The organism is Chitinophaga chungangae (assembly GCF_017742215.1).
Taxonomy (GTDB): Bacteria; Bacteroidota; Bacteroidia; order Chitinophagales; family Chitinophagaceae; genus Chitinophaga; species Chitinophaga chungangae.
Window position 1 is genome coordinate 841,471 of record NZ_JAGHKP010000002.1, and the last position, 21,823, is coordinate 863,293.

At 50.0% G+C, this 21,823-nt stretch carries 21 protein-coding genes; 10 read left to right on the forward strand and 11 right to left on the reverse strand.

From position 1 onward, the window contains the following. Nucleotides 1-81: 81 nt before the first annotated feature. From J7I43_RS11565 to corA, 3 genes are all read left to right on the forward strand, one after another. Nucleotides 82-531, forward strand: a complete 450-nt coding sequence (locus J7I43_RS11565; protein ID WP_209145832.1) for a hypothetical protein — start codon at nt 82-84, stop codon at nt 529-531. After that, nucleotides 515-715 (forward strand): helix-turn-helix transcriptional regulator, encoded by a 201-nt coding sequence (locus tag J7I43_RS11570; RefSeq protein WP_209145833.1) that lies wholly within the window; start codon nt 515-517, stop codon nt 713-715. The genes J7I43_RS11565 and J7I43_RS11570 overlap by 17 nt, the downstream gene beginning before the upstream one ends. A 106-nt stretch (nt 716-821) precedes the next feature. Beyond that, nucleotides 822-1,919 carry a magnesium/cobalt transporter CorA gene (gene corA, locus J7I43_RS11575; RefSeq protein ID WP_209145834.1) on the forward strand — a complete coding sequence of 366 codons (1,098 nt, stop codon included), beginning with the start codon at nt 822-824 and terminating at the stop codon, nt 1,917-1,919. A gap of 66 nt (nt 1,920-1,985) precedes the next feature. Here corA and J7I43_RS11580 read toward each other — a convergent pair whose 3' ends face one another. Both J7I43_RS11580 and J7I43_RS11585 read right to left on the reverse strand, forming a co-directional pair. After that, entirely contained in the window at nt 1,986-2,489 is a 504-nt protein-coding gene (locus tag J7I43_RS11580; protein WP_209145835.1) for a DUF2480 family protein, read from the reverse strand. A 130-nt stretch (nt 2,490-2,619) separates the two neighbouring features. After that, on the reverse strand, nt 2,620-4,746 hold the full coding sequence (locus J7I43_RS11585) for a peptidylprolyl isomerase (protein WP_262898701.1): 2,127 nt from the start codon (nt 4,744-4,746) through the stop codon (nt 2,620-2,622). A gap of 753 nt (nt 4,747-5,499) precedes the next feature. Between J7I43_RS11585 and nadA the strand changes: the two genes are divergently transcribed. Next, the gene (gene nadA, locus J7I43_RS11590) at nt 5,500-6,507 is read left to right on the forward strand and encodes a quinolinate synthase NadA (RefSeq protein WP_209145837.1); all 1,008 of its coding nucleotides are present in this window, start codon (nt 5,500-5,502) and stop codon (nt 6,505-6,507) included. A 961-nt stretch (nt 6,508-7,468) separates the two neighbouring features. On the opposite strand, the gene J7I43_RS11595 is transcribed toward nadA, so the two are convergent. Continuing rightward, nucleotides 7,469-7,699: a FeoA family protein gene (locus J7I43_RS11595; protein WP_209145838.1), complete on the reverse strand. Its 231-nt coding sequence runs from the start codon at nt 7,697-7,699 to the stop codon at nt 7,469-7,471. Nucleotides 7,700-7,831: 132 nt separating this feature from the next. Here J7I43_RS11595 and ybeY point away from each other — a divergent pair, with 132 nt between their 5' ends. Continuing rightward, nucleotides 7,832-8,257: an rRNA maturation RNase YbeY gene (gene ybeY / locus J7I43_RS11600; protein WP_209145839.1), complete on the forward strand. Its 426-nt coding sequence runs from the start codon at nt 7,832-7,834 to the stop codon at nt 8,255-8,257. Nucleotides 8,258-8,468: 211 nt separating this feature from the next. Here the strand turns inward: ybeY and J7I43_RS11605 are convergent, their stop codons facing one another. Beyond that, nucleotides 8,469-8,618: a hypothetical protein gene (locus tag J7I43_RS11605; protein ID WP_209145840.1), complete on the reverse strand. Its 150-nt coding sequence runs from the start codon at nt 8,616-8,618 to the stop codon at nt 8,469-8,471. A 162-nt stretch (nt 8,619-8,780) separates the two neighbouring features. Between J7I43_RS11605 and mnmG the strand changes: the two genes are divergently transcribed. The 3 genes from mnmG (at nt 8,781) to J7I43_RS11620 (ending at nt 12,791) form a co-directional block, all read left to right on the forward strand. Further along, nucleotides 8,781-10,649 (forward strand): tRNA uridine-5-carboxymethylaminomethyl(34) synthesis enzyme MnmG, encoded by a 1,869-nt coding sequence (gene mnmG, locus J7I43_RS11610; RefSeq protein ID WP_209145841.1) that lies wholly within the window; start codon nt 8,781-8,783, stop codon nt 10,647-10,649. 385 nt (nt 10,650-11,034) lie between these two features. Then, nucleotides 11,035-11,613: an RNA polymerase sigma factor gene (locus tag J7I43_RS11615; RefSeq protein WP_209145842.1), complete on the forward strand. Its 579-nt coding sequence runs from the start codon at nt 11,035-11,037 to the stop codon at nt 11,611-11,613. Next, nucleotides 11,610-12,791, forward strand: a complete 1,182-nt coding sequence (locus J7I43_RS11620) for an outer membrane beta-barrel protein (RefSeq protein WP_209145843.1) — start codon at nt 11,610-11,612, stop codon at nt 12,789-12,791. The genes J7I43_RS11615 and J7I43_RS11620 overlap by 4 nt, the downstream gene beginning before the upstream one ends. On the opposite strand, the gene J7I43_RS11625 is transcribed toward J7I43_RS11620, so the two are convergent. The 3 genes from J7I43_RS11625 to J7I43_RS11635 are packed head-to-tail and all read right to left on the reverse strand — an operon-like array spanning nt 12,788 to nt 15,627. Continuing rightward, entirely contained in the window at nt 12,788-13,321 is a 534-nt protein-coding gene (locus J7I43_RS11625) for a CopD family protein (RefSeq protein WP_209145844.1), read from the reverse strand. The two genes, J7I43_RS11620 and J7I43_RS11625, sit on opposite strands and share 4 nt — an antisense overlap. A gap of 42 nt (nt 13,322-13,363) precedes the next feature. Further along, nucleotides 13,364-14,314, reverse strand: a complete 951-nt coding sequence (locus J7I43_RS11630) for a carotenoid biosynthesis protein (RefSeq protein WP_209145845.1) — start codon at nt 14,312-14,314, stop codon at nt 13,364-13,366. An 11-nt stretch (nt 14,315-14,325) separates the two neighbouring features. Further along, nucleotides 14,326-15,627, reverse strand: coding sequence for an MFS transporter (locus J7I43_RS11635; RefSeq protein ID WP_209145846.1), 1,302 nt, complete (start codon nt 15,625-15,627; stop codon nt 14,326-14,328). A gap of 47 nt (nt 15,628-15,674) precedes the next feature. Here J7I43_RS11635 and J7I43_RS11640 point away from each other — a divergent pair, with 47 nt between their 5' ends. Continuing rightward, on the forward strand, nt 15,675-15,857 hold the full coding sequence (locus tag J7I43_RS11640) for a hypothetical protein (protein WP_209145847.1): 183 nt from the start codon (nt 15,675-15,677) through the stop codon (nt 15,855-15,857). Here J7I43_RS11640 and J7I43_RS11645 read toward each other — a convergent pair. Further along, nucleotides 15,854-16,927 carry a winged helix DNA-binding domain-containing protein gene (locus tag J7I43_RS11645; protein WP_209145848.1) on the reverse strand — a complete coding sequence of 358 codons (1,074 nt, stop codon included), beginning with the start codon at nt 16,925-16,927 and terminating at the stop codon, nt 15,854-15,856. The genes J7I43_RS11640 and J7I43_RS11645 overlap by 4 nt on opposite strands. Nucleotides 16,928-16,956: 29 nt before the next feature. On the opposite strand from J7I43_RS11645, the gene J7I43_RS11650 reads away from it, so the two are divergent. Continuing rightward, nucleotides 16,957-18,207: a hypothetical protein gene (locus J7I43_RS11650; RefSeq protein WP_209145849.1), complete on the forward strand. Its 1,251-nt coding sequence runs from the start codon at nt 16,957-16,959 to the stop codon at nt 18,205-18,207. A 46-nt stretch (nt 18,208-18,253) separates the two neighbouring features. On the opposite strand, the gene J7I43_RS11655 is transcribed toward J7I43_RS11650, so the two are convergent. Genes J7I43_RS11655 through J7I43_RS11665 form a run of 3 tightly spaced genes read right to left on the reverse strand, consistent with a single transcriptional unit; the run spans nt 18,254 to nt 21,816 of the window. After that, nucleotides 18,254-19,663 carry a Gfo/Idh/MocA family protein gene (locus tag J7I43_RS11655; RefSeq protein WP_209145850.1) on the reverse strand — a complete coding sequence of 470 codons (1,410 nt, stop codon included), beginning with the start codon at nt 19,661-19,663 and terminating at the stop codon, nt 18,254-18,256. 21 nt (nt 19,664-19,684) lie between these two features. Continuing rightward, nucleotides 19,685-20,440, reverse strand: coding sequence for an SDR family NAD(P)-dependent oxidoreductase (locus tag J7I43_RS11660; RefSeq protein ID WP_209145851.1), 756 nt, complete (start codon nt 20,438-20,440; stop codon nt 19,685-19,687). Between the two features lie 5 nt (nt 20,441-20,445). After that, nucleotides 20,446-21,816, reverse strand: coding sequence for a putative oxidoreductase C-terminal domain-containing protein (locus tag J7I43_RS11665; RefSeq protein WP_209145852.1), 1,371 nt, complete (start codon nt 21,814-21,816; stop codon nt 20,446-20,448). Between the last annotated feature and the right edge of the window lie 7 nt (nt 21,817-21,823).

Here is a 21,823-nt window from a genome sequence, read left to right on the forward strand (position 1 = left end):
CCAAATGGCGGGATTTTTTTGTCAAATAAACACGTCATGATGTAAAAAATATTTTACATTTTGTAAAATAAACCTATCTTTATGAAAACCGATTACATGAAACCAAAATATCTCTTGCCTCACCTTTACAAAAAGATCGGCTGGGCGCTTACCGTCCCGTTTTTAACGTACGCCGTATATGCGTACATTCTCGGCGATATTTTCAACCTGCCGTTCAAGGCAGAGAACCTTGAAAACAAATTCCCCTGGCTGGGCACGATCGTGCTGATCGGCTTGCTGGGCGGATTGCTGCTGGTATCTTTCAGCAAAGAAAAAACGGAAGATGAATACATCAGCCGGCTGCGGCTGGAATCGCTGCAAGTGGCCGTGATCGTGAATTACGTGCTGCTGATCCTCGCAGCGCTGTCATTTTTCGGGCTGGATTTTTTATCCGTAATGGTGTACAACATGTTCACCGTACTGCTCATTTTCATTATCCGTTTTCATTTTTTACTTTACCGCAACAAGTCCGCATATGAAAAACAGCATTAAGGTGGAACGTGCCCGCAAAAACCTGACGCAAGACGAGCTGGCGCGGCTGACGGGCGTTTCACGGCAAACCATCAATACCATCGAATCCAATAAATATGTGCCTTCCACCATTCTGGCCCTGAAAATTTCGCGGGTATTCGGGAAGCCGCTGGAAGAGATCTTCGAGCTTGAAGAAGGGGATTGATTTTACCGGCTTCTTTTCGCTGCCCGGCCGCCGTTGTGTCACTCACTTCAGCGGCCGATCTTTTTTCATCCCCTGTAAAATCATACTTTAGCATAAAATCCCCGGTATGGCTAAACACGCACTGCTGCCGATCCCAGACGCGATCAATCCTTTCAGGGTACGCAAGCAACGGCTGATGAACTTTAACCCGGTAACGGCCACCACTTCCCGGAAACCCGTAGATCATGTGCGCATCACCGTTTTCGAATATTCGGCGGAAACCGTGAAAGAAGAAGTGATGGAAAAAGTTTCCGACTGTTTTCGTTTCCGCGAATCGGATTCCATCAAATGGATCAATGTAGACGGCATCAGGCGTGAAGAAGTGGAAGCCATCTGTAAAAATTACCACGTTCATTTCCTGCTGATGGAAGATATTCTCAGCGAAGGCCAGCGCGCCAAGATGGACGAGATCGGCGACAATCTTTTTTGCCTGTTGCCCATGATGTATTTCCAGCCGCAAAGCTCCACCGTCAACGAGGAACAGGTCAGCATCGTGTTGGGGAAAAACGTGGTCATCTCTTTCCAGGACGATCCAGACCGCGACGTATTCAATCCTATCCGCGACCGCCTTCGCACCGGCGGCACCAAGCTGCGCGCTTCCGGCGCCGATTATCTCTTTTATTCCCTGCTCGACGTGATCGTGGATAATTATTTTATGGTGATGGACAATCTCGGCGAAAGGATCGAAGTGCTGGAAGAGATCATCCCGCGGCAGCCGACCAACCGCACGCTGGCGCGCATCAATTTTCTCCGCAAGGAAATGCTCGTTTTCAAACGCGCTATTTTCCCCGTGCGCGAGGTGCTGAGCGGACTGCTGAAATCAGACAACTTCCTGCTGGAAAAAAACACAGAAAAATATTTCAAGGATGTGTACGATCATATCGTGCAAGCGGTAGACATGGCCGAGAGTTACCGCGACCTCGTGATGAACCTGCAGGAATTATATCACGCGCAGATGAACCAGAAATTAAATGAAGTGATGAAAGTGCTGGCCGTTGTAACCACGCTGATGGCGCCGCTCACGGTGATCACCGGCATTTACGGGATGAATTTCGAACATATGCCCGAACTGAAAACGGCGAACGGGTATTTCGTGGTGCTCGGCGTGATGCTCGTTATGTTCGTGGGCATGATCATCGTTTTCAGGAAACGAGGCTGGTTTTAAAAAAATAATTCCCCTGAAATCGGCCATGATAAACCGTTCCAGGGGAATCAAATATTATTTCCCGGATTATTTTTTCTTATACACCGGCACGGTGGAACAAGGTTCGCCGTACATAATGCTTTTCGCAACGGGCCGCAGTACGCGGGTGATTTCCACGTAAGCCACCTCGCTCACCGTTTTATCTCCGCAACCCTTTATCACGATCCGCTGATCCCTGAACTGTTCGGGGTCCAGCGCCGCGATGTTTTTCATGTACAAGGTTTTATGCACAAACTCCGCGTCGCCAAAAGCATAAAATTTCGCAACGGGCTCGAGGTAACTGGCAACGAGCATGTACGCCCACAACGGTACGATGGCATCTGCCGTGCAGGTGATGGCTACGTTTTTATCGCGGTATTGTTCCCAGTCGAGGTTTTGCAGGTCCGCACGGAAATCTTTTTCTTTCAGGATCAGTTCCATGAAAAGATGATTTTTCATGTCGAACACCACAATTTCCCCCTGCGGGTAATAATTCTCCAGGTCTATAGTGGTAAGCGCGCTTTGCGCCACTTTATTTACGATCTCTTCCATACTGCAAATTTACGGATTTCCGGGGTTCGGCGCTTCCCTGCGGTAAGCGGGAGACGTTTTTCACAACGGTTGAACCAATAAAAAAAGCCCCGGCGAATGCCGGGGCCTTCAGACTATATTTTTTCAAAGATCAATTGCCGCGATAGATCTCGGCGCGGTTGTCTTTGATATTGCTTTTCTTTTTCAGGATCAGCGGGAACAGCAGCTGGTCCACCATCTGACGGGTATCGCGCTCCTGCGCCAGGCGCTGGGTGGCGTAATCGTAAGCGGCGGGTTGCTCCGCGTCTACATAGTTGTTCACTTTGATCACATACACGCCGCTGAGGCCCTGGATGGGGGAAGAAGATTTCGCGGTACCCCATGCTTTGTTGAAAGCGGCGCCGGCGATGCGCGGTTCGGGACCGAGCGCGGCTACGAACGGAGAAGCGAAACTTACGCCATCGGCGGTAAGCACCGGTTGGTTGGTAGCGGTAGCGGCTGCTTCGATCGTGGCGGGATTGTTCATCTTCGCGATGATCTGGTCGGCTTTTTTGTTTTTCCTCACTTCAGCTTCCACCTGCGGGCGAACGTCTTCCAGCGGTGCGGTGCCTTCTTCGCGGGCGCCGGTCATTACAGCGATCACGAATTTATCTTCGAGGGTGAATACGGGGCTGATGTCGTTCACATCCGCATCGTAAGCCCAGGACACGATATCGCGGGCGCTGCCGAGGCCGGGCAGTACGTAGTCCATCGGGCGGATGTTGTTAGCCAGTCTTTTGTTCAGGCCTTGTTCCTGGATGGATTTATCGAAAGATTTACGGTCGCGGTTTTTGGAAGCGAACTCGTTCGCGGCTGAAAGCGCTTCGGTGCTGGTGGCGGAGCTGGCGTCTACGCGTTTGGCGAGGTACGCTACTTTCACTGCGGGACCGGGGTTGATCTGGGCGGTGATTTTCATCACGGAGTAACCGAGGTTCGGCAGTTTGATCACTTTCACCTGTCCAACGGAACCTTCATACGCCGCTTCTTTTACGGGAGCGAATTCGTTGGGCACGCGGGCGAGGCCGGCCAGTGTGTATTCGCCGCCGTTCTGTTTGGAGTACGGGTCTTGCGAGAACACGGTAGCCAGGGCGGCAATGTCGCCACCGCCGCGGATCACGGCTTCGAGGCTGTCAGCTGTTTTTTTAGCGATGGAATCGCCGTTGGCTGACTGCAGCGGTATAAATATATGTGAGAACTTCAGGGTGTCTGCCTGGATTTTGCGCGCGAGCATTTTTGCGAACACGATTGCGTTGCCGTCGCGGTAAGGACCGTACATGCCGCCCACCGGCAGGTCTACGATGGAATCTTTTTCCGGCACCTGGATGGCGTTGCGGGAAAGAAAAATATCGTCGAAGCCAAGTTCGGAGTTCAATTTGGTAAAGCTGGCGGGATCGGAAGTAGTGTCCAGCTCTTCTTTCAGTTTCACCAGGTCCGCGAGTGCGGCGGCGGTATCGGCGGCGGAAGGAATTACATCAAAAGAGAGGTATTCGATCCTGCGGCTTTCTTCCACCTGGAAAGAAGCTTTGTGGTCCTGTATATATTTATTGAGCTCGGCGTCGGTTACTTTCACCGTGCTGTCTGCAATCGTAACATAAGGAACGTGCACATAGCTGATAGTAGCGGTTTTCGCGTTATCGGCCTGCTGCATGTCTGCCATCCATTTGGGATAGTTGATAGCCTGGTTGATCAGGGTGATATATTTATTCCTCGCCTGGTAGTCGTGCAGTTCGCGGTCGAGCATTTCCAGCTGTGCGGTCATCTGGCCAGTCTGGTCCTGGCGGGCGTTTTCCCTTACACGGTCGATCAGCGTAGGATCGTACTGGCCGGTTTCGGGATTCACGAAATAACGCATCATCACGGGGTGCGGGGTTTTGCTCCTTACGATATCCACCAGTTCTGTTTCGGTCACTTCGATGCCGAGTTTTTCAAACTGGCCGCTCATGATCTGTTCCTGCAGAAAACCGTCCCATGCCTGTTCGCGGATACGCTGGATATCTTCGTCGCCGAGCGAAAGGCCGCCCATGTTCTGCTGGGCGATACGCTGTGCGTTCTCGATGCGGTTCTGGTATTCCGCGGTTTCAAGTTCAACGCCGTTTACTTTGCCCACAACATTGGACTGGCCGAACATGGAATTTCTTCCGAAGAAAACGTCCTGTAACAAAAAGCTCACAATAGCCACACAGATCAATACAATGATCAAAACGGCGTATTTGTCCCTGATTTTCTGAATAACTGACATATAATATATAGTCTAAATTTTAGAGGTAGCAAAAATAGAATAATTTAGTTGGAACTGCAAAATAGCTTTTTTTGAGCCGAAAGCCAATACAGCAAAGGGTTTGAGCGGTGCCGGGAGGGGCGGTTTTTCAGCTTCATTCACACCTTTTCCACATATTCATCATTTTTAATACACAGGTATTGGTTGTTTAAAATTGGTTGATTCCCCCGCTCATGGGTTATTTCAAGCCGTCGTTGGCCAAAAAAATTCATTGCGGTTATTCACAAAATAAACATATAACTGATATAATCCACAACAATTTGTGAATAGTTCGACGTAAAAACAGAAAATTTTTGTTGTGTTGCTGTTTCAGCAAAAGGTGGCTTTTTTTCCACAAGTTCTGTGAATAACCATGGGGCTAACGTTGTTTTTTATGGGAAAACGGCTATTCCGGCGGAGGTAAAACTAAATTTGTTTTTATGCGCCGGGTTGGTCGGTGAATTTTGAAAGTAGATAACCCTCATGTTTTAACATTTTCTTAATATACACAACCCGGAAAAGTTGTTCAGGTTTTTGCCCGTTCACACTGTGGATAAAAGCTATGAAATTCAATAGCGACGCGAAAAACCGGTGTTAATTTGATGTGGATAGCGGCTAAAAAAATAATAACAACTACATTTGTATCAGGAGGGAAAAACGAGTTTCCCCCAAATTCACACCCCTAATAGTAGTGGGCTTTTTCTTCTTTTTAAAAAGAAAGTTAAATCTATAGTTATGTTTATGGCGTTAACGGAAGCAAAAAAAAATTTGCAGAAAAAAGGTTTCCTGGATATGGAGGTAGACGTGAAGCTAGACCTGTTCGCGGAAATTGAAAGGCTCAAAAAAGAAAAAAACGCGATCATTCTCGCGCATTATTACCAGGAGCCGGATATCCAGGACGTGGCGGATTATATTGGAGACAGCCTGGGGCTCAGCCAGCAGGCTGCGAAAACCGACGCCGACATTATCGTGTTCGCCGGCGTGCATTTTATGGCTGAAACCGCGAAGATCCTCAGCCCCCAGAAAAAAGTGCTGCTGCCCGATCTGAAAGCGGGCTGTTCGCTGGCAGACAGTGCGCCGCCCGAACTGTTCGCCAAATTCCGCGAGAAATATCCTGATCACATCGTAATATCTTATATCAATTGTTCCGCGGGTATCAAAGCGCTCTCGGATATCATTTGCACGAGCTCTAATGCCGAAAAAATCATCGAAAGCGTTCCGAAGGACCAGCCGATCATTTTCGCGCCGGACCGCAACCTGGGGTCTTACCTGATCAAAAAAACGGGTCGTGATATGGTGTTATGGAACGGGGCCTGCATGGTGCATGAAATTTTCAGCCTGGAAAAGATCACGAAGCTGAAGGTACGTCACCCGGATGCGAAGATCATCGCGCACCCGGAATGTGAAGCGGCGGTGTTGCAGGTGGCGGACTTCATTGGTTCTACGACGGGACTGCTGAAATTCACGCAGCGTGATTCCGCGCAGGAGTATATCGTGGTAACGGAAACAGGCATTCTGCACCAGATGCAGAAGGAGAACCCGGGCAAAACGTTCATCCCTGCGCCGCCGAACAATGCGTGTGCATGTAATGATTGTCCGCATATGAAACTGAACACGCTGGAGAAATTGTACTTGTGCATGGAATACGAGGAGCCGGAGATCACGATGGATGAGGAGCTGCGTATTGCGGCGAAGAAACCGATCGACCGGATGCTGGATATCAGTGCGAAGGCAGGGCTCTGATTTTTGCTGGAAATAATTTTAGAACCGTCCTCTTTGAGGGCGGTTTTTTTATGCTCTTTTATTTGTTTATGATATTATTTTCTATGTATTAGATTGATTGCATTCATAATATATATTATGAAGTTTGTTTTGGCGGTTTTATAGCTGGAAATTTTGGAGTTTGATTGATTTAACCTTTTGCATTTTCGGCTCCAATTTCTACGACGGGTAATTGTGGAGGATTTGAGATAGATGTAATTCAGGTTTGCTGGTGATTATTATTTTGGAAATCGTGGTTTGTGAAATGATGTCTTTTTTGCGATGATTTTGAGTAAATCAGATCTTTATTGATTTTAGAAAGTTTGGTTGTGATTTTTCGTTTGAGTGGAATGTTGTCTTTGGTTTTAACGTATTACTTTTTGAAAGAATTTTTGATGGTTGAATAATGGGGACTTTTCCGAGGAAACAGGAGGTGGAGTTATTAACTGAAATTTGTTTTGGAAAGATATTTTCCTGCAGGTGGATTTTCCTTTTGAGATGTTGAGGTATTCTTTGAATTTTTGTTTGTGGATGTAGTTGAGGAATCTGGTCGCGGGAAAGTCTTAGTTCGGGAAATATCGAAACGGGCTTTTTGTTTTTCATTTGGATGAGTGTATTCTACGTTCTTCCCTCCTTCTTTCTTTTTCGATGGCGAAATGAACTCGTGTTACTTTTTTAGAGCTGGGAATTTTATAACGTCTTGTCAGGATGTTTGGATAATAGAGAAGATGTTAAATACTGCCGAAAAGTTTAGGATTACTCCAAGTGATAATGTTGCTTTTTTTTATTAATGCCTGTGAAGACAGTACCTGAAAAGTGAGGTTGAATTTTTTTGGATCTCGGTTTTTATTTGACTGAAGTATTAGCCTCTCCCATCCCCCCATCCCAAATAAAAAAAGGCTGCTCCATCAGAACAGCCTTTTCAAAAAATATCCTTCAGTGATTACACTGCTATTTCTTCCACCCAGATATGATCTGCTTCCGTTTTACGCAGTGAAAGATTATAACCAGCTACGATAATGCAGATAGGATCTCCCAAAGGAGCGATCTTTTCTACCTTGATGGTTTCGCCAGGCACACATCCCATCTCCATGAGCTTTATATGAATGTCGCTTTTTTCAAATTCCCGGATTACCGCACTTCTGCCAATTGTTAGAGACGAGAGTTTAATCATAAATATTTGTTGAGCGAGTTAAAACCGATCTGTGACCAAGGCCCCAGCTATTACAGCGCAAAGGTATTGCACAAAGGGCAATATCCAAAAAATGACCGCCCCGGAACGGATTTTTCACTATAATTTTACACTATGGCAGTACATTTTTCCGCTCACGAAGTAAAGGTGGGCCTCAAACACCGCACGAAATTAAAAGAGTTCATCCAGGAGTTATTCACGAAAGAAGAACAAGGCCTTTCCAATCTCCGGTATGTTTTCTGTACAGACGATTACCTCCTGCAGATAAACGAGGAATTTCTGAAACACGATACCTATACCGACATTGTTACTTTTGAGCTTTCGGATGATCCGGAGGTAACCGAGGGAGAGATTTATATCAGTATCGACCGGGTAAAGGAAAATGCGGAGAAGTACGAAGTGACGGAAAACTACGAATTGCACCGGGTTATTTTTCATGGCGCCTTGCACTTGTGCGGTTACAAAGACAAATCAAAAAAGGAAGAAGAACTGATGCGGAAAAAAGAAGATGAATATCTGAAGCTGTATTTCCAGGATTGAGATCCTGAATAGAATAAAACAATAGTTGTTTTTAAAAGGATGTTCCACGTGGAACATCCTTTTTGTTTCCCCGAAAATCATGTGGATGTTCCACGTGGAACATTATTTTATGGTTTGGAGCTTTTACAGCATTGGAAAATAAAGGAAAGAGACGGCGATTGTCGGATTTGGGAATGATTGCTACCAACGAAAACGAGGTAGTTTTGAAACATTACTCATCCTGGCCGCCGGATTGATTGCAACGCTTGAGACTTTCCAGCGCCACTTTTGCCGGTTTCCTGGTAAACGGGTGGTCCGGTGGACTGGTCCACTGCCGGTATTTTTCCTTCCCTCCTTCTTTTTCTCCTTGTTTCTCTATCATTTATTGGCTTCTGCAAGGAAAATTATCATCCCCCGGGCATTCCTCGACGGGCTAAACGCCGCATCGATCGCCGTAATTGCCGCCGTAGGGTTTCATCTTTTTACGGCTACTTACCCTCCCATCAATCTTTTGCCTTAACTTTGCAACTCTCAAAATCAAAGTATGTTCCCTTCTTACGATGTTATTGTTGTGGGCGCCGGTCATGCCGGCTGTGAAGCAGCAGCCGCTGCCGCCAATATGGGGTCAAAAGTGCTGTTGGTTACCATGAATATGCAAACCATCGCGCAAATGAGCTGTAACCCCGCTATGGGCGGTATCGCAAAAGGCCAGATCGTTCGTGAAATTGATGCGCTTGGCGGTTACTCCGGCATCGTTACAGACCAGTCGATGATCCAGTTCCGCATGCTAAACCGGAGCAAAGGTCCAGCGATGTGGAGCCCCAGGACCCAAAACGACCGCATGCTCTTTGCCGCCAAATGGAGAGAAGCCCTCGAAAACACGCAAAACGTAGACTTTTACCAGGATATGGTAAAGGGTCTTATCATAAAAAACGGTACCTGCCAGGGCGTGATCACCGGTCTCGGCCATGAGATTTCCGCCAAAGCGGTTGTGCTTACCAACGGAACTTTCCTCAACGGCGTCATCCACATCGGCGATAAACAATTCGGCGGCGGTCGTGTAGCTGAAAAAGCAGCCACCGGAATCACCGAACAACTCGTTTCCCTCGGTTTTGAAAGCGACCGCCTCAAAACCGGAACACCTCCCCGTATCGACGGCCGCTCCCTCGATTATTCCAAAATGGAGGAACAAAAAGGAGACGACGATATTGTAGGGTTCTCTTACATGGATGTAGAAAAGATCCGTCCTGAACAACAACGCAGCTGCTGGATCACTTACACTTCCGAACAGGTACATGAAATTCTCCGCACCGGTTTCGACCGTTCCCCCATGTTCCAGGGTCGCATCCAGGGAATCGGACCGCGTTATTGCCCCAGCATCGAAGACAAGATCAACCGTTTTGCGGAACGCGAACGCCATCAATTGTTCGTAGAGCCCGAAGGTTTTAACACCGTGGAGATCTATGTGAACGGATTTTCCACTTCCCTCCCCGAAGACGTGCAGTTGAAAGCGCTGAAACTTGTACCCGGTTTCGAGAACGTGAGAATGTTCCGTCCCGGTTACGCCATCGAATATGATTATTTTCCGCCTACCCAGCTGCAGTTTTCCCTCGAAACAAAACAGGTCAGCAACCTGTTTTTCGCAGGTCAGATCAATGGCACTACCGGTTATGAAGAAGCCGCCTGCCAGGGATTGATGGCCGGCATCAACGCACATCTCAAAGTAAAGGAGCAGGAACCGCTGGTATTGAAACGCAGCGAAGCATATATCGGGGTGCTGATAGACGACCTTATCAACAAAGGCACAGACGAACCGTATCGCATGTTTACCTCCCGCGCGGAGTTCAGAACATTGCTTCGCCAGGATAATGCAGATCTCCGCCTCACCGAAAGAAGTTATAAACTGGGACTGGCTACGGAAGAAAGAATGGAAAAAACCCGGCAGAAATTAGCCGGTGTGGAAAAAGTAAAAAACATCCTGAAAGAATTGCCGCTGGAACCGGAAGAAACCAACACCTGGCTGCAGGAAAATAATTCCGCTCCCCTCACCCAAAAACAACGCGCGCACCAAATATTGCTTCGCCCCGGACTGGATATTATGTCCATGAAAAACAACCTGCCCAAGATCGCCAAAGCGCTGGAAGGTTTCAGCCGCGAAGTATTGGAACAGGTAGAGATCCAGGTGAAATACGATGTGTATATCGAAAAGGAAAATGAGCTGGTGCAAAAAATGAGTCAGCTCGAAGACCTGATCATTCCCGATACTTTCGATTATTCGAAACTGTTTTCTTTATCCAACGAAGCGCGGCAAAAATTTACGCGCATCAAACCAAGAACTTTGGGACAGGCCAGCAGGATCAGCGGCGTAAATCCGAGCGATGTGCAAATCCTGATGGTTTACATGGGACGATAATTTTCAACATTCAATTTTTCGAAAGAGCATCCACGCGATGCTCTTCTTTTTTGCAAAATTTCCTGGAAAATCATAATTAATTGATTTTCAATAAAATAAAAACACGCCTAAATTTTGATGATCTCGACCTGTATGGGGCAAGGCTATCAAAAAAAGGGAAAATCTGTTAAAAGGCTTAAAAATCCCCTTAAATTTGAATCAGTGATTTTTGCTCCCAAAACGGCTGTTATTTTTACCTTGACAGAAATTTTTTCCGTCGCCAGGCAACCGAGAAAGTAAAAGACCCGTAAACTGTAAAACAACAAAAAAAACAGAGCGGTACCTGGATAAAAAATTTTGTGCCTGGTTGATTGAATCAAAAAAGAACAGGTAGTAACCAAAAACAGTGCAGGACATATCTGACATCATAGCGGGCTGCAGGTCGTGGAACCGGAGCAGCCAGGAAGCACTTTACCGGCAGTTCTTCGGATATGCCATGGCTATCTGTTTGCGTTACGCGAATAACAAGAATGAGGCGATTGAAATTTTAAATGACGGGTTCTTGAAAGTATTTCAACACATCAACTCTTACGATACATCCCGACCGTTTAAAAGCTGGCTTAGCAAGATCATGGCAAACACCGCGATCGATCACCTGCGGAGCCGGAAAAAAATAGCTTTTGCGGAAGATATCTCCCAGGCCTATGATCTGGGCGTTTCCGACGATAAAGCTTTAGACAAATTATCCTACGATGAAATTCTGCTTCTTGTTCAGAATCTCCCCCCGGCTTATAAGACAGTTTTCAATTTATATGTGATGGAAGGTTTTCAGCACCAGGAAATCGCGGACATGCTCGGCATTTCCGAAGGCACTTCCAAATCGAATTTGTTTAAAGCAAAAAAGATACTGAAGGAAAAGATCGAAGAATTATCATCCCTTAAAATACCTGGCACCGGCACGTTCGGTGCAACCATGAAAAAATGAGCGAACAGTTTGAAAATATTATCCGTAAAAAGCTGCAGGAAGCTGAACCTTCATTTGATCCCTCCGCCTGGGACCAGATGAAAAAGAAGCTGGACGATGCAGACCGCCGCCGGCCGTTCTTCTGGTGGTGGGCCGGAGGTTTGCTGCTGATCTTGGGCCTGGGCGGCTGGTGGTGGTTCGCCGGCACACCTGCTATGAATAACCCGGCCGGAAAGAATCATACCATAACCAGGAACGAGTTTTCAAAGAATACACCGGCCGACGCCACGAATTTTCAAACCTCATCCAACGGCGGAAATGCACAAACGCAAGGCACTACTACTCCGGCGAATGTGAATAACCCGCAAAACCCGTCTTCATCCGTTCCGGGAAATACCGGAACGCCTGGAAATCTGCATAACCAGTCGACTTCTTCTTCCTCCGAAACAGGAAATACGCCGCCGCCCGCCGCTACACCGGCAAATGTGCATAACCCGGTCATAGCAAACCCGCTGCCCGCGGTCATTCCAACTACTCCCGCGAATGTGGATAACCCTGCGCAAAAAACATCAGATTCAACCGAAAACAAAGAGGACCAAAAAGAAAAACGCCCCGCGAAAAAACAAAAACGCGGTTTCGACGGCGGGCTTTTCCTCGGGCCGGACTTCAACGCCACCCGCTCTTTTAAAGGCGTGCCCATCGGCGTCACCGGCGGACTGATCGTACGGTATCATGTGAATAACCGCTGGTATCTCAGCAGCGGCGTGGGATACGCCAAAAAATTATATGGTGCCACGCCTTCCGAATATTCCACCAGCTACCCGGCAACGTTTTATGCCATCGATGCGGATTGCGATGTGATAGACATCCCGCTGAGTGTAAACTATACGTTCGCGCAGGGCAAAACCAGCAGCTGGAGTGCAATGGCGGGCGCATCGTCGTACTTTATGCTTAAGGAAAGATATGAATACTATTATCCCAACGACGTAAAATATACCCGCGAGTATAACAACCAGAACCAGCATTATTTTTCAGTCATCAACCTCGGCGTGACCTGGGAAAAACAAACGCGGAGCCGCCTCAGCTGGGGCTTGCAGCCATATGTAAAAATACCCGTGGGCGGCGTGGGCCAGGGCAAAGTGAGAGTGTACTCCGCCGGGATAACGGTGCAGGCTATACTGGGAAAGAAAAAAGATTAGGAAGATTTTTTCTCGCGGATGTTCTTGTAGATCTTTATCGAGAGCATCAGCACGATCACGAATATCACCAGGCCAACCAGCGCCCAGATCATGCTCAGAAAACTTTTCAGCACTACCAGGAAAACGATCGCCACGAGAAAAATGGTGGCTACTTCATTCCAAACGCGCAGCTGCGTGGAAGTATGTTTCACGATCCCTTTCATGAGGTCTTTGTAAATGCCGTTCAGGAAAAAGAAATACGCATACAGGCCAAACACGAATCCCAGTTTTATCCACAGCCAGAGGGGAACGTTTCCCAGCAAGATCAGCATCCACGGCCCGAAAATGAGCGTGAGTATGGCGGAAGGCCATGTAATGCCGAACCAGAGCCGTTTCATCATGACGCGGTATTGTTCCTGCAGGATCTGCCGGCGCGGCTCTTCCATCGTTTCCGCCTCCGTGTAATACACGAACAAACGCACGATGTAAAACAGCCCGGCAAACCAGGTGACGATAAAAATGATATGGAGCGCCTTGATGGTGAGATACATACCCGGCAAAAATACATAAAATCGGCTACCGCCCGCAACACTTTACACTGCCCGCAATTCCCGTTGGTGCAGCGAACGGTAAATAAACCAGTGAAGAATAATACCCACGATAAAATTCAAAGCGCACCAGAAAGTCATCCAGCCGTTTTCCAGGTAAAAACCCGCTGCGAAAAACCAGCAAAAGAAATACACGTGGAACCATCCCGGCACGAGCCAGGTTACCAGCGGTAAGCGTGTACGGGTCACCGTTCCTTTTTTGGTGATACCGATCACGGCCAGAAAAATGAAGATCACGAAAAGCGCTACCAGCCTGTGCGCGCTGGTTACGCCAAATGTGCGCAGCCAGTCGCTGAGCGGGAAAAGGGAAATATACAACGCGATCTGCGAGATCAGGATAGACAGCAGCGGCGTGGCGATACGCCAGGCTTTGCTGCCTGCCCATTTTACCTTTTCCAGCAACCGAGCAAAAACGGAGTAATAAAAAACGACCAGCAGCCAACCGTAAAAATTTCCGTACGGAATGCCGAACCATTGCCCGGTGAGCGAAAATTCGACTCCGCTGCGGTTTTCCCAGTCCCAATGCCACATGTGCAGCCGGTAAGCCACCACGTCCATACTGAGATCGATGTTGATGGCCAGCAACGTGTCTACCGCGGCGGCGGCCCATACCGGCATGTTCAGCGCGTCCGTCACCAGTCTTGCCGTGTACATGATCACGCCCCAGCCCATACCGATGCAAAGCGGTATGTCTTTCGGCTCGGCGCCGAACATCACCCAGAATTTCCCGTACACATAACCCGCGCTGGCCCGCACATTCACGTATTCGAGCAGCAAACCGAAGCCGAGCCCGCCCAACAGGTAAGCCAGGTGACCGGGGCCTTTTTTCCAGGCATGATAGATACACATCAGGAACAGCACGTACATGCACAGTTCCGTAAGCGGGTAACAGAAAAAGGGAGGATAGCCGTAAGGCATGCCGGCAAAGGGTTTCATGCGAAAAGTATTTATAATTGCTCTTTGTCCATATACGAATCCTTCCGGCTGTCTTTGGAAGTGGTGTATACGATCAGCGAAATAAAAATGCAAAATGCCACGTACCAGTAAAACCAGGGCTCATGCCCCGCATCCTTGAACCACAGCGCGACGTATTCCGCGGTTCCCCCGAAAAGGGCCACCGTTAAAGCATACGGAAAACCAACGCCCAACGCCCTTACTTCCGAAGGAAATAATTCCGCTTTCACCACCGCATTGATCGAGGTATAACCGCTCACGATCACGAGCGCGGCAAGTATCAGGAAAAACGCCATCCACGGCGAAGTGGTTCGGCTGATCGCCGAAAGAATGGGCACGGTGAAAATGGTGCCGAGTATGCCGAAGCCCATCAGCAAAGGTTTCCGGCCAATCCTGTCAGACAACATGCCGAACAGCGGCTGCATCAGCGCGTATATCAGCATCAGCCAGAAAACGATCATGGTGGATTGTTCCTTGGAAAGGTTCACCGTGTTCACCAGGAACTTTTGCATATAAATGGTGTAAGTATAAAAAGCGAGCGTTCCTCCCAAAGTGAGGCCCATCACGGTCAGCACGGCTTTTGGATGTTTTCTGAAAAGCACCGTTACGGAGCCGCGGTCTTTCTTTTTGATTTCCACGTTCACGGATTCGTGCATGTTTCGCCGGAGGTACAAAGCCACCAGGGCCAGCACCGCGCCGATCACGAAAGGAATGCGCCAGCCCCATCCGGCCAGCTGTTCTTTATCGAGAAAAACTTTTTGTAAAAGCAGCTGGATACCAAGCGCCAGCAGTTGCCCGCCGATGAGCGTTACATATTGAAAACTGGAAAAGAACCCGCGCCTGTTTGAATCCGCCACTTCGCTGAGATAGGTGGCGGAAGTGCCGTACTCCCCTCCCACGCTCAGCCCCTGCAGCAATCTTGCCAGCAAAAGTAATACCGGCGCGGCTATACCGATATTTTCGTAGGACGGCGTGCAGGCGATCATAAAAGATCCGAAAGACATGAACAGCACGGAAAGCGTCATCGCATTCCTGCGCCCGCGTTTGTCCGCAATGCTGCCGAACAGCCAGCCGCCGATGGGCCGCATCAAAAAACCGACGGCGAAAATTGCCGCGGTGTTCAGGAGCTGCGCGGTGGGATTTCCTTTCGGGAAAAATACCGGCGCGAAATACAATGCGAATGCTGAATAAGCATACCAGTCGTACCATTCCACCAGGTTGCCGATGGAACCGGTGAAAATGGCTTTGATCCGCCAGGCAGTGCTTGCGTTTTTAGGGATCGTGGAAGAGGTCATCTTCCAAAAATAAATAATTCCCCATCAAATGGTTATATTCGGGAACTATGAAAAACACAAGACTGGCTGTTAACCGCAACTTCAGGATACGCATGTGCCAGATGCGCAAGGCCGTACGCAGGATACGGCAAATTCAGCACCAGCAACAGGTTTCGTTGTATGAGAGTTTCAGGAAAGCGGACCGTCTGCACGAGCGCCTCCGGGGACTGTGGGAATTTCCAGGAGCTTAACCGGCCTGTTCCGGCGGAAGGCCGAGGAATTTGCAAAATTTTTTTTCGGCGTCCTTCAACGATTTTTGCTGCGCCGCGGTAAGCGGTTTGAACGGCTGGTATTCCATGCCGACGCAATTCTTTTTGATATTCCGCCGCCAGGTGCCCGCAATTTTTCCGTTCAGCAAAATGATGTAAGGCAATAACCCGTTTGGCGGGGACATGGATTTGGAAAATGTTTTGTCCAGCAGCAGGCTTTTGTCTTTAAAACCCATGTAATATTCGTCGAAGCCGGAGAGCAATTTTAGGCCTGTGGCGGGTTTGCCGGTTTGCGCGCCGGGAAGCATCCAGTATTCCTGTTTGTCGATAGTCTCGTTTTGCAGCTCGCCTTTGAGGGAAAGGAAAGCGGTTTTGCATGCGGTGATGGGGTAACCCGTCCACCAGGAAAGGTCTTGCGCGGTGGCCGGGCCATGGCCGGTAACGAACCGCAGCGCAAGCTGGTACAGGGCGTCTTTCACCGGCACGGATTTTCCGGCCGGCACGTAATCGTCCAGCAGGGCGTATGTAAATTCTTTACCGCGCCGTTTGCCGAAACATAACACTTCGTCCATGCCGGCGCGATACAGCATATGATTGAGCCGCTGCGATTCGCAATCGATCTTTTTCTTTTCCAGCAAGGATTTCAGCTCGTCCCGCGTAAGCTCTTGCCCGTCCGCGAGCCCCTTGCGGATAATGGAATTGCTTTTGGAAAATGTTTTTTCATCCAGCTCCAGCTTGCGGTGAAGACTGGCGCTGGTGATAATATAACGGTTACGGGCAAACGAGATCAGCCACCGCGCGTCTTCGGGATGCATAACGTGTATGGTGCCGCGGATGCTGTAAGCCCTTACCAGCGATTTGTTGGTAAACGCCGCGTCCGCCATTTCATCTGTAAAACCGGGCATGCGCAGGCCGATGGCCCATTTGGCCGCCGCGTAATCCTGCGCCTGAATGGCGCAGAGGTGCCAGATCAGCTCAGGAGCCTTTCCGGTAAAGGGTTTGGTAATAAATTGTTGTTCCAGCCGCAGCCGGAGAATGTCCGCCGTTGTCATACCCTTCGAAATTATATTTATTTTAGTGTATGCGGAAACTGATAATTGTTTGCAGCTGGCTGACGGGAATGTTTTTCACCGCATCTGCCCAGCAAAACCCCTTCACCGGCACCTGGAAAATGAGCCGCAAACCCTGGCCGCATATCCCGGCAACCATTATGGAGCTGGAGATCGGCGAGCCGGCGGACCAGGTTTTGTTTCCCGCGAAGCTGAATATCAAATTCGGGAATTTCTCCGCTTCGTACAAAGTGCTGCTGGTAAAAAAGAACGACCGGCAATTGGGCATCGGCAGGAATAAAGTGCCGATCAGCGAAACGCCCTTCAGGCTTGGTATTTGGCTGATGTACCTGAACGGCACGCTGGACCTGGAGGGGAAAAACCTGGAGCTGAAAAGAATGTGGATAGACAATTTCGGCATCTGGATGAAAGGTTTGTACGACGATGACGAGATTTATGTCAATACCAAAGTAACGCTGCGCGATCTTCTTTACCGGGATTCCATTTCATTCCGCAAAACCTCCGCCGCGCCCTGGAAAGACAGTGCCACGCAGGAAATTCTCCACCCGGAAAACAGGGATCTTTTTTACGGCATTTACGACCGCATCGTTACGCACGATCCTTCGATGATCGTACAGGTGAACGACGAGGAAACGCTGGACAAGGACACGGTGACCCTTGTGCACAACGGAAAACCTTTGCTGGACAAAGCGGAAGTGAATGAAGACAACCGCCGTCAAAATATCCGGCTGGACAGCGGGATGAACATCCTCGCGTTTTTCGCGGACAACTACGGCCGCCTTCCGCCTAACACCGGCCGGCTGTACATGGGCATCAGCCAGCAGGAATACGCGTTGGACTTCACTTACCGGGCCAATGCCTTTGCGACGTTCATGGTAGCGCAGGTGTTATACGAGCCCGGCAAAAAAGATACTTCTACCGGAAGCCGCAAAACCGAACCGCTCGGCTCATTTGAAGTGAAGGATAAAAACCTAGTGCTGGAACTTTGGGATGGGCAGGTGGAAGATGGCGATAGTGTGACCCTCCGCCTCAACGGTCACATTGTTCAATCCGGATTCCCGGTGAGGAAGAAATTAGCGCAAGTGCCGGTGGAGTTGCGGCGGGGAGAAAATGTGCTGCTTTTCACCGCGGACAATCTCGGCAGCATCCCGCCCAATACGGCGGAGCTGCGCATCCGTTACGGCGGGCAAACAAAAAGCTTCGGGCTGAACACCGATATGAAAAGAAATAACGAGATCCGGATCAGGTACGTTCCGGAATGAAAAAGGGCGTACCTGGATAGATACGCCCTGGTTCCTTCCGCCAGCGTTAAGCAAGGATGTAGGGCCAGCGTTGTGGCCTGCTTAACAAAAGATTTGCTTCATCGTCATTTTTGAAACGTTCCAGCACCGGGTCCCAGTAAAGTTTGCGTTTCAGCTTCATGCCGGCGTGGTTCAGCAGGCACACAGTACAGGCGCGGTGCCCCACCTCTATCGGCGCGATGGGCGGAACGCGGCTCACGATAGATTCGAGCCAGTTTCCATGATGATCTTTACTGTCAACCAGTTTTATTTCGTTTTCCCCGATCACGGAGGTTAATATTTTCGGATCGCTCGCGTCGAGGGCTTTGCTGTTTTTCGCAGCCTGCCCGGGATCGTTGGCCGTAGCGGAATAGTTGCCGCGGGACACGAAGATCCAGCCGTCGGAGCCGACGAACTTCACGCCGTTAGGATAGCTGTTGCTGGCCAGAACTTTCACGCCATTGGCATAAATATTCTCGGCTTTGAAGGGCCCGTGCACGTCCCAGAGATTTCCCGGCTTGGGAAATTCCGCTTCCGCGGTGATCTCGATCGGGCCCGTGTATTCGGTGCCCATGCCCCAGTTCACGATATCGAAATGGTGCGCGCCCCAGCCGGTGATCATGCCTGCGCCGAACTGCTCGCAGCGGAGCCAGCCCGGCCGGGTGAAATCGTTTAGCGGGTGTACGCGTTTGAGCGTGTAGGGCACCACGGGCGTTTCGCCGAGCCATTTTTCATAATTGAGCGAAGCCGGCACGGGCATCTCGTGCTCCACGGTGCTTTGAGTAGGATCGTCTACGGGCAGGCCCACGTAAATGGTGTGCAGTTTGCCGATGCGCCCGTTGCGCACAAGCTCGCAGGCCCTTTTGAATTGCGGCTGGGAGCGTTGCTGACTGCCGATCTGCAGGATGCGGCCGGATTTATGCACTTCGTTGCTTAAAAAGCGGCCTTCGGCGATGGTGAGCGACGCGGGTTTTTGCATGTACACGTCTTTCCCCGCGCGTACGGCCGCAACGGCCGGCATTACGTGCCAGTGGTCCGGCGTGCTGATGATCACCGCATCGATGTCTTTGTTAGCCAGCAGGTCCTCGTAATTTTCGTACGTGGTAACGGCGTTGGAAGATTGCCCGGTTTTTTTGGTGTAATAATCGTTCACCAGTTTCCGCGCGGATTCCACGCGGTTTTTATCCAGGTCGCAAACCGCAATTATCCTGGCCTGGTCGTGTTTCCAAACGCCGGGCATGTCGTGTTCGCGGGAAATGCGGCCGTTGCCGATGGCGCCGATGTTGATGCGGTTGCTGGGCGCCATGGGGCCTTTCACTACGTGAGCGGGCACAATGGTAGGCAGGTTGGTAAGCGCCAGCGTGCCTACAGCGCCTTTGATGGAATTTTTCAGGAATTTCCTGCGGGACGATTCCTGGCCAGTTTTCTTGGAATGCATGTGGAATATGGATTTAGAATTTTAAAAACCGATGGAATTTCCGCCGTCTACCGCCAGGCTGGCGCCGGTGATAAAACCGGCCGCGTCTGAGGCGAGGAAAACGGCAGCCAGACCTACATCTTCGGGCTTTCCGAGTTTCTGCATGGGCGTTCTGCCCAGCACTTTGTTTTTACGTTCGGGATCGTTGTTCAATGCCTTTGCAGACATTTCCGTTTCGATAAATCCCGGCGCGATGCAGTTGATGCGCACGCCGGCAGGCGACCATTCCACCGCCAGCGCCCGCGTCATGCCTTCGATGGCCGATTTGGCAGCGGTGTAAGCGATCACTTTCGGGATGCCGTAGCGGCTCGCCATCGAGCTCACCATTACGATACTTCCTTTTTTGCGCGGGATCATTTTACGGGCTACTTCGCGGGAAAGGGCGAATACGGCGGATTGATTGGTGCGCACCACGTTTTCGAACTCGGCGTCTGAAACGTCCAGCGCGTCTTTTTTGAGATGGATGCCGGCATTGTTCACCAGCACGTCCAGCGGGCCGTATTCCTGTTCGATGCGGTTTACCAGCGCGGGGATGTTTGCCAGTTCGGAAAGGTCGGCGGTGATAAAGGAAGCCTGGGGACCCAGTTTTTCCACGGCTTCGCGCAGCACGTTCTCGCGGCGGCCGGAGATGATCACCTTTGCGCCGTAGCGGATGAAGGTGCAGGCCATGGAAAGGCCCAGGCCCGAGCCGCCGCCCGTGACCAGTACCAGCTTGCCTGACAGATTAAACTCGTTCATGTTCACTATTTTTCTTTTGCCATGGCCTGGCCGGCAGTCGTAACGTAATATTTTGCGATCATGTTAGACACTTCCCAATCGGGCACTTTACCTGCTTTCAGGAACTGCATGTAACGTTGCAGCACTTCCGCAAAGTGAGCTTCATGGCCTGTTTTCAGATTTTCGGGTATTTGTATCTTCCAGCGTTTGTCCTGTTTTTCCAGGGTGATGCCGGGGTATTTCCCGCCCAGCTGCTGGATGGCGGCCTGCAGGGCCTGCTCGAAACCGGCGTCGGCGGTTACGGGCTCCACGTAGATCTCCGGCTTCCAGTTTTCGTCTTTGCCCTGGCGGATCACGATGTTGGCCTTGGTGCCGCGCGCGATGGCATAATGCGAATCGCCGCCGCCCTGGGGCGCTTCGAAGTTCCATAACGCAGACGCACGTACGTTAATTCCTTTTACCGCGTAATGCAAAGTGCCGTTAGCCGCCACTTCCACGATGGTATCTTTTTTCACGAAGGGTTTCATAAAGTCGGGGAAAGCGGCCGCGCCCGTGATGGTGCTGAATTGGGCGAGGGTGAGCGGCGTTCTCCATTTTTCAGCTTTGGTCAGTTTGATGTCCGATTCGTAATTGAGCGCCGTGGTGTCGAAAAGCATCCACTGCGCGAGGTCTACCAGGTGCGTGTTTACGTCCACATTGGCGTCGCCCTGCTGAGAAGGGTCGAAGAACCAGGCCGGGCGGCGGAGCGGTTTGCCGGAAACCATTTTATAAAAATGATGGATGCTTTCGATCTCGATGGTCGGTTTATCCACCGTGCCTTCTTTTAATTCGCCGAATACGGAAGGTTGATGGATCAGTTCCTTCTGCAGGATATTCGTGATCTCCGAGCGTTCGGTCATGATGTCGTACAGCAGCACTTTTTTCTCTGCGGCCGCGCTGAAAGAGGTTTTCAGCGATTCGAAATCTTCGGTGGTGATGGCCATCGGTTTGTCTGCAAGCACGTTCATGCCGGCCTGTACCGCGGTGCCGATATATTTGGTTTTATCGTGGTTGTTGCCTGCGATCACCACTACGCTGCCTTTTTTGCCGGCGGTCATTTTTTCAAGGAAGTCCGCGCCTTTGTACACTTCTTCTTTCCAGTGCGTCGGATTATCGGGCCGCGAATTATACTGGTCGATAAGGGCCATGTGCGCATCCAGCTCGGGCCCTTCGGGCGCATACACGTTTACCACGCTGTCTATGCCGGGCGTCGTGCTTTTCTGTACCAGCGCGGCATGAAAGTGGCCGGGCGCAAGTGTGATCAGATGTACCATTTCCTGTTGTTCGTCTTTCGGTGCCGGGTTGTTGCAGGCTGCCATCAGCATGCCCGCACCCAGGATGTAGCGGTTGTATTTCATGGTTTGC